The organism is Miniimonas arenae (assembly GCF_006351005.1).
GTDB lineage: Bacteria > Actinomycetota > Actinomycetes > Actinomycetales > Beutenbergiaceae > Miniimonas > Miniimonas arenae.
Window position 1 is genome coordinate 1 of the sequence record NZ_VENP01000061.1, and the last position, 16203, is coordinate 16203.

Genomic DNA, 16203 nt, shown 5'->3' on the forward strand with positions numbered 1-16203 from the left:
GACCGTCGCCCAGAACGGCCCGAAGCGACGCGACCGTCGCCCAGAACGGCCCGAAGCGACGCGACCGTCGCCCAGAACGGCCCGAGGCGACGAGACCGTCGCCCAGAACGGCCCGAAGCGACGAGACCGTCGCCCAGAACGGCCCGAAGCGACGAGACCGTCGCCCAGAACGGCCCGAAGCGACGAGACCGGCCCCCAGCGGGCCGTTCTCGTCGCCACAGGCCGGTCTCGACGACGCTGCTGCCACCGCTGCCGCTGATGCCGCCGGTCTCGTCGCCACAGGCAGTTCTCGACGCCGCTACTGCTGCTCCCGCCGCCGCTGCGCCCCCGTCACTGCCGCCGCAGCCAGCGCCCAGAACGCCCCGAGACGACGCGGCCGTCATCCAGACCGGCCCATAGCGACGAGAACGGTCCGCTGCGGGCCGTTCTCGCCGCCACAGGCCGTTCTCGGCGCCTCCGCCACCGCTGCCCACACCGCCACGGGCCGTTCTGGCCGCCACAGGCCGTTCTCGGCGCCTCCGCCACCGCTGCCCACACCGCCACAGGCCGTTCTCGGCGCCGCCGCTGCCGCCGCCGCGGAGCGAACCGCCTACTCGCTCCGCGTCACCGCCGCGCCGGCGCCGTGCGCACGAGCCGCACCGCCGTCGGCTCGTCGATGACGAGGTCGGTGACCGCGCCGGCGAGCAGCGCGGCCCGCAGCGGCACGACCTTCGCCTCCCCCGCCACCACGCACACGCGGCGGTGGATCCGCTGCAGCTGACGCGGATCAGGTCCCGTGGCGCGCGCGTTGATCGCGACGTCCTCCCAGCTGCCGTCCTCGCGAAGGAACACGGTGCACACGTCACCCACCACGCCGTCGGCCGCGAGCGCGTCCCGGTCGGCCGGCTCGAGGTAGCCGGAGGTGTAGACGTGCGACGGCACCGGCGCGACGAGCGCGCCGACGCCGAAGAGCACGAGGTCGGCGCGCGCCTGGACGCCGAGCACGTGCCGCACGCTGCGCTCGCGCCACATGAGGGCGCGGGTCTCGGCGAAGTCGAAGAACGCGGGCACCGGGAAGTGCTCGGGGATGGCGTCGAACGCCTCCGCGAACTGCGAGACGAGGTCCGTGCCGTACGCGAGGCCCGAGGACTGGGTGTTGGCCGCGCCGTTGAGCTGGACGACCACGGCCTCCTTGAGCGAGGTGGGCACGAGGTGCGCGGCCACCGCCGCGACCGTGGTGCCCCACGCGAGCCCGAGCGTCATCCCGTCGGCGAACCACTCCTGCACGAGCTGCGCGGCGTAGCGCGCCACGTGGTCCAGGCGCACGTCCTCGGTGAGCGGCGAGCGCACGGGAACCACGTGGGCGCGCACGCCGTAGGCGGCCTCGATGCGCCGGGCAACCGCTCCCCCCGCGCGGGGCGCGCGCACCTGGATGCGCACGATGCCGCTCTCGCGCGCACTCTTGAGCAGCCGGCTGACGCCCGAGCGGGACATCCCCAGCTGCCGGGCCACCGTGTCCATGGTGACGTCCTGCAGGTAGTAGAGGGTCGCCGCCTCGTGCATCAGCTCCTCACGCCCGTCCATCGCCACTCCCCTCCCTGTGCACATTCGTGCAGAAGTGTTGCGCATTCGTCCATGCGACGACAAGGTGATGGCGACGGCACCGGCAGCCGTCGCAGGGACCTCCTGGTCCCGCGCGCGCCGACGCCGCCACGGGCCATCCAGCACCAGGAGGAACTGTGACGACCGCGATCACCCCGGACTCCCGCCTCGAGGCGCTCGCCGCCATGAGCGACGACCAGGGCCTCGACGTCCTCGTCGTCGGAGGGGGCGTCACGGGCGCGGGCATCGCGCTCGACGCCGCCACCCGCGGCCTGCGCACCGGCATCGTGGAAGCGCAGGACTGGGCGTCGGGCACATCCTCGCGCTCCTCGAAGCTCGTCCACGGCGGTCTGCGCTACCTGCAGATGCTCGACTTCCACCTCGTGCACGAGGCGCTCACCGAGCGCGACCTCCTCATCAAGGAGATCGCGCCGCACCTCGTCAAGCCGGTCTCGTTCCTCTACCCGCTCACCAAGCACTGGGAGCGTCCGTACGTCGGCGCCGGTGTCGCCCTCTACGACGCGCTCGCCACGGTCGGCAGCCGCAAGGGCCGCGCGATGCCGTTCCACCGCCACCTCAGCCGTGGCGGGATGCAGAAGATGTTCCCCGACCTGCGCCACGACGCCGCGGTCGGCGCCGTGCGGTACTGGGACGCCTCCGTCGACGACGCGCGGCTGGTCCTCACCCTGGTGCGCACCGCGGCGGCCTACGGCGCGCTCGCGGCGCCCCGTACCCAGGCGGTGCGCCTGACCAAGTCCGGCCTCGGCCGCGTGGACGGCGCCGTGCTGCGCGACCTGGAGAGCGGCACCGAGCACACCGTCAAGGCGCGCCACGTCATCAACGCGACTGGCGTGTGGACCGAGGAGACCGAGTCCCTCACGGGCAGCGAGGGCGGCCTGCACGTGCTGGCGTCCAAGGGCATCCACATCGTCGTGCCCCGCGAGCGCATCCGCGGCACCGTCGGCCTGATCCTGCAGACCGAGAAGAGCGTGCTGTTCGTGATCCCGTGGTCGCGCTACTGGGTCATCGGCACCACCGACACGCCCTACGTGCAGAACCTCGTCCACCCCGTGGCCACCGCGGCGGACATCGACTACGTCATCGAGCACGCCAACGCGGTGCTCTCCACGCCGCTCACCCGCGACGACGTGATCGGCACCTGGGCCGGACTGCGCCCGCTGCTCCAGCCCGGCACGAAGGACGGCACGTCCTCGGCCAAGGTGTCCCGCGAGCACACGGTCGCTTCGCCGGTCCCCGGGTTCGTCGCGATCGCCGGAGGCAAGCTCACCACGTACCGCGTGATGGCCAAGGACGCGGTCGACTTCGCCCTCGGCGCCCGCGCGTCGAGCCTGCCGTCGATCACGGACCGGATCCCGCTGCTCGGCGCCGTCGGACTCGACGCGATCTACCGCCAGAGTGCCCGCCTGCAGCGCGAGCACGGCTGGAGCGAGGCGATGGTCGACCACCTGCTGCACCGCTACGGCTCCGCGCTGCGCGAGCTGCTCGCGGCGATCGAGGTGCAACCCGACCTCGCGCGTCCCCTCGAGCACGCCTCGGCCTACCTGCGCGCCGAGATCCACTTCGCGGCGACGCACGAGCAGGTCCTGCACCTCGAGGACGTCATGCTCCACCGCACCCGGCTGACCTACGAGGTCTCCGACGCCGGACGTGCGGCCACCGACGAGATCCTCGAGATCATCTCACCGGTGCTCGGGTGGGACTCCGAGCGTCAGGCCGCGGAGAAGGCGAGCTACCTCGCCCGCTGCGACGCCGAGGACGCGGCCGCGCAGACGGCCACCGACGCCGAGGGCGACCTGGCGCGGCAGGCCGCCGCCGACATCGCCCCCATGCTCGACCTCGCGACCTCCCAGGCTGACTGACCCCGGTCGGGGTCGACCGACCCCGACCACGGTGGCGGCGCGCGTCCCGGCGCGCCGCCACCGAACCGCACGAACGTCCGGGACGACAATGCGGGAGATCGGCGCCTCGGCACCGGTCGACGCTCGGGGCCGGCGCAGACCCGCGTCGGTCCTCACAACGACGTGAAAGGTGCTCGATGGGTACCCAGATCTTCCTCTCCGAGCTGTTCGGCACAGCGATGCTCCTGCTTCTCGGTTGTGGTGTGGTCGCCAACGTGGCGCTCACCAAGACCAAGGGCAACGCCGGCGGGTTCCTCATGGTGAACTTCGGGTGGGGGCTCGCGGTCTTCGCAGGCGTCTACGTGGCGTTCGCCTCCGGCGCCCACCTCAACCCCGCCGTCACCTTCGGCCTGTGGGCCGGTGGCAAGGACTTCTACGAGGGCAACGCCGACCTGGGCCTTGCCGCCGTCCCGGCGACCTTCGGGAACGCGGTGCTCTACATCGTGGCGCAGCTCGTCGGAGCCATCATCGGCGCCGCGATCGCGTGGCTCGCGTACAAGCAGCACTTCGACGACGAGCCCGACCCGGCCAACAAGCTGGGCGTCTTCTCCACGGGGCCCGCGATCCGCTCCTACGCCTGGAACTTCGTGACCGAGGTGATCGCGACCTTCGTGCTCGTGTTCGTGGTCATCCTGTTCGGCAACTCCCCCTCGGGCCTCGGCCCGCTGGCCGTGGCGCTGCTCGTGGTCGGCATCGGTGCCAGCCTCGGTGGTCCCACGGGGTACGCCATCAACCCGGCCCGTGACCTCGGTCCGCGCATCGCCCACGCCCTCCTGCCGATCAAGGGCAAGGGCAGCTCGGACTGGGCCTACTCCTGGGTCCCGATCGCGGGCCCGATCGTCGGCGGCGTGCTCGCCGGCATCGTCGCGTCCGTCATGCAGAACGCCCTCGGGCTCGGCTGACGCACGAGGCCGCCCGACGGCGAACGCACCTCGTCCTGCGAACGCGCGTTCGCCGTCGGGCATCACGCCCACCGGCGCCGTTCCACCCCGGCCCATCCCATCCACCGGCTCCACCTCAGAACCGCACACCGACGTGAAGGAAGAACAAGTGGCTGACTACGTCCTCGCCATCGATCAGGGCACCACGAGCTCGCGGGCGATCATCTTCGACTCCAGCGGCAGCATCGTCTCCACGGGCCAGAAGGAGCACGAGCAGATCTTCCCCAAGGCGGGGTGGGTCGAGCACGACGCCGAGGAGATCTGGACGAACGTGCGCGACGTCGTGGGCCAGGCCCTCGGCCGCGCGAGCCTGCAGGCCAAGGACATCGCCGCGATCGGCATCACCAACCAGCGCGAGACCGCGGTGGTGTGGGACAAGAACACCGGCAAGCCGGTGTACAACGCCATCGTCTGGCAGGACACCCGCACCCAGAAGATCTGCGACCGCCTCGCGGGCGACGTCGGCGCCGAGAAGTACAAGGCCAAGGTCGGCCTGCCGCTCGCGACATACTTCGCCGGCCCGAAGGTCGTGTGGATCCTCGAGAACGTCGAGGGCGCGCGGGAGAAGGCCGAGGCGGGCGACCTCCTCGCCGGCACCATGGACACCTGGGTCCTGTGGAACATGACCGGCGGCGCGGACGGCGGCGTGCACGTCACGGACGTCACCAACGCCTCGCGCACCCTGCTCATGGACCTGGAGACGCTCGACTGGGACGCCTCGATCGCGGCCGACATGGGGATCCCGCTGTCGATGCTCCCCGAGATCCGCTCCTCGGCCGAGGTGTACGGCAAGGACCGCGAGGGGGGCCTGCTCGCCGGCGTGCCGATCGCCGGCATCCTCGGCGACCAGCAGGCGGCGACGTTCGGCCAGGCCTGCTTCGAGGTCGGCATGGCCAAGAACACCTACGGCACCGGCAACTTCATGCTCATGAACACCGGCACCGAGATCGTCCCGAGCAAGAACGGCCTGCTCACCACTGTCTGCTACAAGATCGGCGACGCGCCGGCCGTGTACGCGCTGGAGGGCTCGATCGCGGTCACGGGCTCGCTCGTGCAGTGGCTGCGGGACAACCTCAAGGTCATCTCTGCCGCGCCCGAGATCGAGGCGCTCGCCTCTACCGTGGACGACAACGGCGGCGCGTACTTCGTGCCGGCGTTCTCTGGTCTGTTCGCGCCGTACTGGCGCGGCGACGCCCGCGGCGCGCTCGTCGGCCTCACGCGCTACGTGACCATCGGCCACATCGCGCGTGCGGCGCTCGAGGCGACCGCGTTCCAGACCGCCGAGGTGCTCGAGGCGATGAACGCGGACTCCGGCGTCGAGCTCACCGAGCTCAAGGTCGACGGCGGCATGATCGCCAACGAGGTGCTCATGCAGTTCCAGGCCGACGTGCTCGGCGTCGACGTCGTGCGGCCCAAGGTCGCCGAGACCACGGCGCTCGGTGCCGCCTACGCGGCCGGCATCGCCGTGGGCTTCTGGTCCGGGGAGCAGGACGTCATCGACAACTGGGCCGAGGACCGTCGCTGGACGCCGGAGATGAAGGGCGAGGAGCGCGACCGGCTCATGCGCAACTGGAAGAAGGCCGTCACCAAGACCTTCGACTGGGTCGACGAGGACGTCGAGTGACCGCACTCGCGCACTGAGACTCGGTCGCCGAGCCTGCGCACGAACGACCGACGCCCCGGACCCGTCCGGGGCGTCGGTCGTTCTCGTGCGAGGGTCGGCTACACCTCGACGTCGCGCCAGAAGCAGCGCGCGACGGCGAGCCGGCCCGGGTCGTAGCCGCGCCACTTCGCGTCGGGCACGGCGTCCCGGGGCACCTCGCGATAGCCGCGCCGCGCGAAGAACTCGGCCGCCGGGGCCGAGACCGTGACGGCGAACAGCGCGCGCAGCCCGGCCTCGCGCGCCCGTTCGAGCAGTCCCTCGAGCAGCATGCCGCCGGCTCCCGCACCGGAGAACGCGCTCACCGTGATGAGCCCGGAGACCTCCCCGAGGCCCTGCCCGCCGTACGCCTCCGTCTCCAGTCCGACGACGCCCGCGAGGTGACCGGTGCGCGCCACGCGCGCGCCGAGGCCGCCCACCGCCATCCGCGCGACCTCCGCGCGCGTGCGCGGCTTGAGCACGCCGTCGGCCACCCCCTGCGCGACGAGCGCCTCGACGACCGGCAGGTCGTCGACCCGCAGGTCCTCCAGGCGCACGTACCCGCCGAGCGTGAGGACCGTGCCCGCGCCGTCGAACGTGAAGAGCTCGCGCTCGAGGTCCGCGGCGCGACAGAGGTTGACGCTGTACGCACCGCCGCGCAGGGCCCGCTCGGCCGCGGGCAGCAGGTGCGGGTCGCCGCGCCCGTCGAGCTCGCGCGCGAGCTCGTCGTGCAGCGTGCGCAGGTCGGCGAAGCTGCGCGGCGGGTCGCCCCAGCCGCCGCGGGGGTCGGTGAGCACCACCTTCGCCGCACGCACCCCGGAGGCGAGCAGGCCGGCGGTCTCGGCCACGCCGTCGGGCTCGGCCACCGCCACGAGGACGCCGTGGTCGGCCACGGCGATCCAGAGCTCCGCGAGGCTGCGCTCGTCCCACACCCGCGGCGTGCTCGCGACGGCGGACCCGACGCCGACGGCGTCCAGCGCCGCGCGCAGGTCGCCCGCCGCGGCATGATGCTCGACCACGAGGATGAACCGGGTGTCGCCGGCCGCGAACCCGCGCACCGTCCGCGCGATCGCCGCGGCCGCCTCCTCGTCCAGCACGGGCACCGAGACGACGATCGTGACGCCACGGAACTCGGCGAGGAAGAAGGCCCGCTCGGCGGCGGGGATGGGGTCCGGGTCGACCGTCGCGGCGGGGACCTCGGGGCGCGGTGGCACGGGCCGCGGGGCCACGGGCAGGGGGTCGGAGGACATCGCTGACCAGTGTGGCGCATCGATGCCGAATCGTGACCTGCGTGGTGCATGCCACACCGGGAAGCCGGGTTAACGTGGACGGCGTCCTCGACGGAGCGGACACGGACGTGGTCGGTTCTCAGCCCCCTGCGAACCGACCATGTCTGTCTCTCCAGCCCTTTCCGGGGCCCTGCTGCCCGCGGTGCGCCCGGCCGCTGGGTCCGCGACGATCCTGCGCGCGCCGCCCCCGGGTGGGAGGCTGTGCCCATGGCCACCCCGCGACGCCGCACCCTCCTCGACGACGACCTCCTGGCCCGGATCCACGCCCGCGCGCCCCAGCACGACGCCGAGAACACCTTCCCGCACGCCGACCTGGCCGACCTCGTCGCCGCGGGCTACCTGCGCGCCGCCGTGCCGACCGACCTGGGCGGCGCCGGGTTCACGCTCGAGGAGCTCGCGGCCGAGCAGACCCGGCTCGCGGCGGCCGCGCCCGCGACCGCGCTCGCCGTCAACATGCACCTCGTGGTGGTCGCGATGGCGGCGCTCCTGCACGCCGACGGCGACGCCCGGACCGACCCGATCCTCACCGACGCGGCGGCCGGGGAGGTGTTCGCGTTCGGGAACTCCGAGGCCGGCAATGACCTCGTGATGTTCGACTCGGGCACCCGCGCGGAGCCCGACGGCGAGGGCGGCTACCGCTACCACGGCACCAAGATCTTCACCTCGCTCGCCCCGGTGTGGACCCGCCTGGCGACGTTCGGTCGCGACGACTCCGACCCCGACCGGCCGGTCCTCGCGCACGGCGTCGTGACGCGCGAGGGAACGCGCACGCTCGAGGACTGGGACACGCTCGGGATGCGTGCCACGCAGTCCTGCTCGACGGTGCTCGACGGCGCGCACGCGCCCGCCGACCGGATCTACCGCGTGCTCGCGCCCGGCCCGAACGCGGACTCGTTCACGTTCGCGCTGTTCGCGGCCTTCGAGATCCTCGTGGCGGCTGTCTACGCCGGGATCGCCGCCCGCGCGGTCGAGCTCGCCGTCGCCTCCGCGCGGCGGCGCACCTCCCGACGCACGGGCACGACGTACGACGCCGACCCGGACATCCGCTGGAAGGTCGCCGAGGCCGCGATGGCGCACGACGGCGCGCGGCTGGAGGTCCTCGCGCTCGCCCGGGACGTCGACGAGCGGGCCGACCACGGCGCCCGCTGGTTCGCGCAGCTGGTGGGGCTCAAGGTGCGGACGGTGGAGACGGCGCGCGGCGTGGTCGACCTGGCGCTGCGGGTCGGCGGCGGTGCGAGCTACGCCGCGGGCAGCGAGGTGAACCGGCTGTACCGGGACGTGCTCGCGGGCATCTTCCACCCCAGCGACGAGGAGTCGGCCCACTCGACGATCGCGACCTCGGTCCTGGGGCCGCTGGGCTGAGGGGCGTCGCGGCGTCACGGCGTCACGGCGTCACGGTCGGTTCGGCCGTCGCCGAGGAGTCGGGGGTCCCGGCGATCCAGCCGAGCTGCTGCGCCAACCAGGGCAGGCCCATCACGGCCAGCTTGGGCGCGGAGATCCAGTCGTGGCCACCCTCGACGCCCTCGACCTTCACGGTGGCGCCCTGGGTCGTGAGCAGGCCCGCGATCTCGTTCGCCTGGCTCGGCCCCTCGGTCGACACGTAGCCCAGGTAGAAGGGGTGCCCCGAGAGGTTCCCGGCGGCCGGGATCGCGGTCGCCGGGAACGACCCGGGGGCGCCCGACGGGTCCGCGTTCAGCTGCGGCGCCACGGGCTGCATGTACGGCATGGCGGAGAAGGTCCCGCCCCACACGTCGGGCTTGTCCACGGAGTCGATGAGCGCACCGTAGCCGCCGGCGCTCATCCCGCCGAGGACGCGCTGCCCCGCCTCGGCCTTGGTGCGCAGGTGGGCGTCGACCCACGGCACGAGGTCGAGCGTGAGGAAGTCGCCGCGATCGGGACCGGCGCCGGGATAGTTGACCGGCTCGTCGCTCGAGCCGAGGTCCATGTCCGGGGCGACGGCGATCACCGGCGGCATCGTGCCCGCGGCGATCAACGTGTCGAGGTGGTCGTCGAGGTCGCCGGAGTCGAACCAGTCGGTGCCGTAACCGGGCGCGCCGTGCAGCATGTAGATCGTCGGGTAGTGGGTGTCCGGGTTCTGGGTGTACCCGGGCGGGAGGTAGATGTTCACCGTCGAGTCCGGCACTCCACGCGCCGTGGACTGGACGGTGACGTGGACGACGACGCCCGCACTCTCCGTGGTGTCCGCCGGGGGCGTCCACGGCTTGCCCATCGGGACCACGAGCGGCTCGTCCTCCGCGACGTCGTTGAACACGCCCACGAGGCTGCGCCAGGAGGACAGGTAGCCGTAGTGGGCGCCGACCGCGAGCCCGGCCGCGAAGAGGAGCAGCACGAACGCGAGGACGCCGGCGACCACCGTGCGCCACCAGCCGTGCCGACCCTCCCGGCGCTGACGACGGGCACGCACCCCCCACACCACGAGAAGAACCGCCAGCAGCGCGGACACCGCGGCCGTCGCCCAGATCTGCCACACCTCGTCCGTGTCCACCCGCGCATTGTCGGCCATCGGCGAGTCGGCTCGTGCACGGGCCTTGCCCGGCCGAGCGGCCGTGGCACTGTGAAACGTTCCAATGCTAGAGTCGCGCCACCGGCACGAGCCGACAGTGACGTCAGAAAGGCCCCTCCATGGTCCAGCGCCAGATCCCGAGCTGGGGAGACCTCTCCCCCCTGCTGCGCCTGCGTCCGTTCGACCCGGACGGCACGCGGCGGCGACTGGCCGGCGCGCTCACGATCGCCGACCTGCGCCGGCTCGCCGCCCGTCGCACGCCCAAGTCGGTCTTCGACTACACCGACGGCGCGGCCGAGAGCGAGATCTCGCTGCGGCGCGCGCGGCGCACGTTCGCAAACCTCGAGTTCCGCCCCTCGATCCTGCACGACGTCTCCGAGGTCGACACCACGACGTCGATGCTGGGCCGCCCGGCCGCGCTGCCGTTCTCGTTCGCTCCGACGGGCTTCACGCGGATGATGCAGACCGAGGGCGAGACCGCCGTCGTGCGCGTGGCCGAGCGGCGCGGGATCCCCTACGCGCTCTCCACGATGGGCACCACCTCGATCGAGGACGTCGCGGCCGCCGGGCCGGACGCCCGCAAGTGGTTCCAGCTCTACGTGTGGAAGGACCGCTCGCGCGGTGAGGACCTCATGGCGCGCGCCAAGGAGGCGGGCTACGAGGCCCTCATCCTCACGGTGGACGTCCCGGTGGCGGGCGCGCGGCTGCGCGACTCCCGCAACGGCTTCTCGTTCCCGCCGCAGCTGTCGGTCAAGACCTTCCTCGACGGCGCGACCCACCCCAACTGGTGGGTCGACCTGCTCACCACGCCGACCTACCAGTTCGCGTCGCTGGACGCCTGGAACGGCACCATCGGCGAGCTGCTCGACTCCCTCTTCGACCCGTCGATGACCATGGCCGACCTCGAGTGGCTGCGCTCGGTGTGGGACGGCCCGCTCGTCATCAAGGGCATCCAGACGCTCGAGGACGCCAAGCGCGTCTCGGCCGCGGGCGCCGACGCGCTCGTGCTGTCCAACCACGGCGGCCGTCAGCTCGACCGCGCCCCCGTCCCGCTGCGGCTCGTGCCCGAGGTGCGCGCCGCCGTCGGCGAGGCGACCGAGGTGTGGGTCGACACGGGCATCATGTCCGGCGGCGACGTCGTGGCCGCGCTCGCGCTCGGCGCGCACGCGACCATGGTCGGCCGGGCCTACCTCTACGGCCTCATGGCCGGGGGTGAGCGCGGCGTCGAGCGCGCCGTCGACATCCTCTCCGGCGAGATCGTACGCACCATGAAGCTGCTCGGGGTCAACTCCGTGAGCGAGCTCGGCGAACGGCACGTCCGGCTGCACTGACCGAGGAGCGTTGCCCCCTCCCCAACTTCCCCTCGAATTGGTGACGATGGGGTCATGACCTCGTCACGAACGGATCACGACGGCCCATCCGCAGGTCCAACCCCGGGGCGGCCCACCACAAGCGATCGCGTCCGGCAGGTGAGCGTCTGCGTGGGGGCCGTGCTCGCCGTCGCGGGGTCCGCCGTCGGGTCCGGCGCTCTCGGCGGCACGCCGATCGCGCAGGCCTCCGACGGCGCACTCTCGGCCGCCGCGCTCGCCACCTCGAGCATCGACCTCAGCGTCCTGAGCCCGACGGCGTGGGCCGGCGTGGTCGTCGCGGTCGCCGCCGTCATCGCCTCGCTCACGAGCGCGCGGCTGTCCGGCCTGGCCTGGACGGGTCTCGGCGTCGCCGCTGCGTCGGCGTGGGGGCTGGCGTGGATCGCGGTCGGGCGGGCGACCGAGGGGCCCAGCTCGTCGGTCACGACCGTCCTGGCGGCCGTGGCCGCCGCGGTGGTGCTCGCCGTCGGGGTGGTCGCCGGCCTCAGAAGCGGGGCGTCGAGGGGTCGGTCGGGTCAGCGGACGGGTCAGCAGACGGGTCGGTAGGCAGGACCGGCGCGTCCGGGTCCGACGGCGGCGGCGCATCCGGCGCCTCGGTGCCCGGCGTGCTCGGCTCGGGCGTGCTCGGCTGCACCGCAGGGTCCTCGGCGGGGTCCGCGGGCGACTCGGGCGTGGCCGGCGGCACAGCCGCGTCGCCCTGACCCGTGACGTCGCCGACGAACGAGGAGACCTTGGCCTTGGCGTCCTCGAACGCCGGTCCGGCCTTCTCCCTCGCGTCGTCCAGCAGCGCGGCCGCCTTGGCCTTGGCGTCCTCGAACGCGGGACCGGCTTTCTCCTTCGCGTCGTCCAGCAGCGCGGCCGCCTTGGCCTTGGCGTCCTCGAACGCCGGGCCCGCCTTCTCGACCGCGTCCTCGTACAGGTCCTGCGCCTTGGCTGCGACGTCGTGCGCCGCGGCCGTGAACTTGTCGACGAAGCTCTGCTCGGACATCGCTCTCCCTCGGGTCGTGGCGGCGTCGCGTGCGCGTCGCCCTCGCGCCCACCCTGGCCGTGCGCCGTCCCGTCGCGCAACCACCTCTCGGTAGGATTCTCGGATGCGCCGGGACCCCGACCCCGACTCCGGAACCGACGCCGTCCTCGACACCGCCTCCCACGCCACCGCCGAGGACGCGCACAGCGCCGACGCACTCTTCGACCTCCCCGCCGGCTCCCGCGTCCCGCGCCGACGGGTCCTCGTCCTCGCGGGGGCGTCCGGCTCGGGCAAGAGCTCGGTGGCCCAGCGCCTCGGTGTGCCCGTGGTCCGGCTCGACGACTTCTACCTCGACGGCGACCACCCCGGACTTCCCCGCCGGCACGGCATCGTGGACTGGGACGTGCCCCAGACGTGGGACGCGCAGGCCGCGTGCGACGCCCTGCTGACCGCGTGCCGGACCGACCGGCTCGTCCTGCCGGTCTACGACATCCCGACGTCGCGCCGCACCGGGACCGAGACCGTCGACGTGACGGGCGCCCCCGCGCTCGTCGCCGAGGGCATCTTCGCGGCCGAGATCGTCGAGCCGCTGCGCGCGGCCGGGGTCCTGCTGGGCGCCTACTACCTGCAGCAGTCACGGTTCACGACGGCGCTGCGCCGGTTCGCGCGCGACGTCGGCGAGGCCCGGAAGCCGCTGGGCGCGCTCGTGCGCCGCGGCGTCGCGCTGACGCGCGCCGAGCCGGCGCTCGTGCGGTCGTGGCGGGCTCGCGGGCTCGCGCCCCTGCCGCGCGAGAACGCCGAGGACGCGCTCATCGCGCTGCTCGCGCGGGGCGCCTGATCGAGGCCCGCCCGACGGCGCGCGACGTCCCGGGGGTCCTACGGGCCCGCGAACCCGCCGTGGAACGATAGGGCGCATGACCGCCGCCCCACCCGCCGTCCTGGACAGCGACCGCCCGTGGGCCCGACCTCCCGAGGAGGTCCTGCGCGCCGTCGACTCCAGCGCGGAGGGGCTCGCTCAGGCCGAGGTCGACACCCGCCTCGCGCAGACGGGCCCCAACGCGCTGCCCGCCGCGGCGCAGAAGCCGTGGTGGCGCCGCCTGCTGACGCACTTCGACGACGTCCTCATCTACATCCTCATGGCCGCCGCCGTGCTCAAGGCGATCTCGGGCGACTGGGTGGACTTCGCCGTCGTCGCCGTGGTGATCCTCGCGACCGCCCTCATCGGCTTCATCCAGGAGGGCCGCGCGGCCTCCGCGCTGGCGAGCCTGCAGAGCATGCAGTCGCTCGACGCCCAGGCCCGGCGGGACGGCACGTGGGGGGTCGTGGACGCGGCGACCCTCGTGCCGGGCGACGTCGTGCGGGTCCGGTCCGGCGACAAGGTGCCGGCCGACCTGCGCCTGCTCGTGTCGGCCAACCTCCAGGTGGACGAGGCCGCGCTCACCGGCGAGTCCGTCCCCGCGACCAAGGACGTCGAGGCCGTGAGCGACGACGCCGGCGTCGGCGACCGCAGCTCGATGGTCTTCTCGGGCACCATCGTGGCGACCGGGACGGGCGAGGGCGTCGTCGTCGCGACCGGGGCCCGCACGGAGATCGGGCGCATCTCCGCCCTGGTCTCCGAGCAGGACCAGCTCGACACGCCCCTGACCCGCCAGCTCGCCCACCTCGGCAAGCAGCTGTCCATCCTCATCGGGCTGCTCGCCGTCGTGATGCTGCTCATCGGCCGCCTCATCCACGACTTCGCGGTCGACGAGCTGATCTCCGCCGCGATCGGGTTCGCCGTCGCCGCCGTGCCGGAGGGCCTGCCGGCACTCGTGACGATCACGCTCGCGCTCGGCGTGCAGCAGATGGCCCGGCGGCGCGCGATCACCCGCAAGATGTCCGCGGTGGAGACGCTCGGCTCGGTCACCACGATCTGCTCGGACAAGACCGGCACCCTCACGCAGAACGAGATGACCGCCCGCACGGTCGTCACCGCCGAGCGCATCTACGCCGTCGAGGGCACCGGCTACGACCCGGCCGGCCGCGTGCACCTCGAGTCCGGTCCGGACGCGGGCACGACGGCGGAGCTCGCCGACCACCCCGACCTCGCCGCCCTCGTGCTCGCCGCGGGCGTCGCCAACGACGCGCGCGTGGAGGAGACCCCCGACGGCTGGCGCGTCGTCGGCCAGCCCACCGAGGGCGCTCTCGACGTGCTCGCGGCCAAGGCCGGCGCGCCGGTCGACGGCGTGACACGGCTCGCGCAGGTGCCGTTCGAGTCGACGCACAAGTTCTCCGCGACGCTCGACGACGTCGCGACCGAGAGCTCGCCGTCGCCCGTTCGCGTGGTGCACGTGCTCGGCGCACCCGACCGCCTGCTGGACCGCAGCGCGACCGAGCGCACGGGCGAGCCGCTGGACCGCGCGGCGTGGGAGGAGCGGATCGACGCGCTGTCCGCGCAGGGGCTGCGGGTGCTGGCCGCCGCGACACGGCCCGCCGACGGCGTCACGACGCTCGCGCTGGACGACCTCGACGGCGATCTCGCGTTCCTCGGGCTCGTCGGCATCGTGGACCCGCCCCGGCCCGAGGCGACGGCCGCGATCGCCGACGCCCACAGCGCCGGCATCCGGGTCAAGATGATCACGGGCGACCACCGCGGGACCGCCGTCGCGATCTCGCGCGAGCTCGGCATCGCCCCGCCCGAGGGCGATGTGCCCGCGCTCACGGGCGCCGAGCTGCAGGCCATGAGCCAGGACGAGCTGCGCCGCGTGGTGCGCGACGTCGACGTCTACGCGCGGACCTCCCCCGAGCACAAGCTGCGCATCGTGCGTGCGCTGCAGAGCCACGGCGAGGTCGTCGCGATGACGGGCGACGGCGTGAACGACGCTCCGAGCATCACGCGCGCCGACGTCGGCGTCGCGATGGGCATCAAGGGGACCGAGGCGACCAAGGAGGCGGCGGACATCGTCCTCGCGGACGACAACTTCGCCACCATCGAGCGCGCGGTGGAGGAGGGCCGGCGGATCTACGACAACATCCGCAAGTCGGTCGTCTTCCTGCTCCCGACGAACGGAGCGCAGTCGCTCGTCATCCTCGTCGCCGTGCTGCTCGGCCTCGCCCTGCCGCTCTCCCCCGTGCAGATCCTGTGGGTCAACCTCGCGACCGCGGTCACGCTGTCCCTCGCCCTCGCGGGCGAGCCCGCCGAGCCCGGGATCATGCAGCGGCCGCCGCGCTCGCCCAAGGAGCAGGTGCTCTCGCCGCGCTCGCTCGCACTCGTGCTGTGGGCCTCGGTGCTCATCGGCGGCGCGACGCTCGGGGTGTACCTGTTCGAGCGCGCGGCGACCGGCAACTACGCCGTCGCGCAGACCAGCGCCGTCACGATGCTCGCGCTCGGTCAGCTCGCGTTCCTGCTGTCCTGCCGATTCCTCAGCACGTCGGCGCTGACGTGGCGGGTGTTCACGGGCAATCCGGCGATCTGGATCTCGGCGGGCATCCTGATCGCCCTGCAGCTGCTGTTCAGCTATGCGCCGTTCATGAACTCCTGGTTCGACTCGGCGCCGATCGGGTTCTACCAGTGGGGGCTCACGTTCGGGCTCGCCATCGTGGTGTTCCTGCTCAGCGAGGCCGGGAAGGCCGTGCTGCGGCGCGTCGTCCGCTGAGCACGCGGCGCCGCGCGGCTCTGCTCGGCGTTGCCAGGGCTCGCCCCCCCCCTTCGCGAGAGGAAGTTCGTCCTTTCGCGAGAGGAAGTTCGTCCTTTCGCGAGAGGTAGTTCGTCCTTTCGCGAGAGGTAGTTCGTCCTTTCGCGAGAGGAAGTTCGTCCTTTCACGAGAGGATCCTGAGCGCCTGGCCCGCGCGTCGCTGATCGGGGTTCGATCCGCTCTTCCCGACCTGCTCCGTGTGACCACCGCGGCCCACGTGGACACCGCCACCGCCACGTCCACCCCAGACGCGGCAACACCTCCCGCGGCGCGCCTGCGGTGGACACCGCCACCGCCACGTC

12 protein-coding genes are annotated in these 16203 nt (G+C 73.1%); 8 read left to right on the forward strand and 4 right to left on the reverse strand.

Features of this window, described 5'->3' with window-relative positions; translation table 11 throughout:
• Positions 1-603: 603 nt before the first annotated feature.
• A complete protein-coding gene (locus FH969_RS12875; protein WP_139987495.1) occupies positions 604-1563 on the reverse strand; it encodes a sugar-binding transcriptional regulator in 960 nt (319 codons plus the stop codon).
• A gap of 203 nt (positions 1564-1766) precedes the next feature.
• Here FH969_RS12875 and FH969_RS12880 point away from each other — a divergent pair, with 203 nt between their 5' ends.
• The 3 genes from FH969_RS12880 (at position 1767) to glpK (ending at position 6065) form a co-directional block, all read left to right on the forward strand.
• Positions 1767-3461: a glycerol-3-phosphate dehydrogenase/oxidase gene (locus FH969_RS12880; protein WP_139987502.1), complete on the forward strand. Its 1695-nt coding sequence runs from the start codon at positions 1767-1769 to the stop codon at positions 3459-3461.
• 176 nt (positions 3462-3637) lie between these two features.
• The gene (locus FH969_RS12885; protein WP_139987496.1) at positions 3638-4402 is read left to right on the forward strand and encodes an MIP/aquaporin family protein; all 765 of its coding nucleotides are present in this window, start codon (positions 3638-3640) and stop codon (positions 4400-4402) included.
• A gap of 148 nt (positions 4403-4550) precedes the next feature.
• Entirely contained in the window at positions 4551-6065 is a 1515-nt protein-coding gene (gene glpK, locus FH969_RS12890) for a glycerol kinase GlpK (protein WP_139987497.1), read from the forward strand.
• 98 nt (positions 6066-6163) lie between these two features.
• Here the strand turns inward: glpK and FH969_RS12895 are convergent, their stop codons facing one another.
• A complete protein-coding gene (locus FH969_RS12895; protein WP_108718180.1) occupies positions 6164-7330 on the reverse strand; it encodes a GNAT family N-acetyltransferase in 1167 nt (388 codons plus the stop codon).
• Between the two features lie 246 nt (positions 7331-7576).
• On the opposite strand from FH969_RS12895, the gene FH969_RS12900 reads away from it, so the two are divergent.
• On the forward strand, positions 7577-8731 hold the full coding sequence (locus tag FH969_RS12900; protein ID WP_139987498.1) for an acyl-CoA dehydrogenase family protein: 1155 nt from the start codon (positions 7577-7579) through the stop codon (positions 8729-8731).
• 22 nt (positions 8732-8753) lie between these two features.
• On the opposite strand, the gene FH969_RS12905 is transcribed toward FH969_RS12900, so the two are convergent.
• On the reverse strand, positions 8754-9875 hold the full coding sequence (locus FH969_RS12905; RefSeq protein WP_139987499.1) for an alpha/beta hydrolase: 1122 nt from the start codon (positions 9873-9875) through the stop codon (positions 8754-8756).
• Positions 9876-10012: 137 nt separating this feature from the next.
• On the opposite strand from FH969_RS12905, the gene FH969_RS12910 reads away from it, so the two are divergent.
• Together FH969_RS12910 and FH969_RS12915 are read left to right on the forward strand one after the other, a co-directional pair.
• Positions 10013-11224 (forward strand): alpha-hydroxy acid oxidase, encoded by a 1212-nt coding sequence (locus tag FH969_RS12910; protein ID WP_108718183.1) that lies wholly within the window; start codon positions 10013-10015, stop codon positions 11222-11224.
• Positions 11225-11362: 138 nt separating this feature from the next.
• Complete coding sequence (locus FH969_RS12915) at positions 11363-11806, forward strand: hypothetical protein (protein ID WP_180359799.1); 444 nt, start codon at positions 11363-11365, stop codon at positions 11804-11806.
• Here FH969_RS12915 and FH969_RS12920 read toward each other — a convergent pair.
• Positions 11745-12248, reverse strand: coding sequence for a hypothetical protein (locus FH969_RS12920; RefSeq protein ID WP_139987500.1), 504 nt, complete (start codon positions 12246-12248; stop codon positions 11745-11747). The two genes, FH969_RS12915 and FH969_RS12920, sit on opposite strands and share 62 nt — an antisense overlap.
• Before the next feature lie 103 nt (positions 12249-12351).
• Between FH969_RS12920 and FH969_RS12925 the strand changes: the two genes are divergently transcribed.
• Entirely contained in the window at positions 12352-13065 is a 714-nt protein-coding gene (locus FH969_RS12925) for a uridine kinase family protein (protein WP_218975315.1), read from the forward strand.
• Positions 13066-13141: 76 nt separating this feature from the next.
• Positions 13142-15862 carry a cation-translocating P-type ATPase gene (locus FH969_RS12930; protein ID WP_139987501.1) on the forward strand — a complete coding sequence of 907 codons (2721 nt, stop codon included), beginning with the start codon at positions 13142-13144 and terminating at the stop codon, positions 15860-15862.
• Positions 15863-16203: the final 341 nt, after the last annotated feature.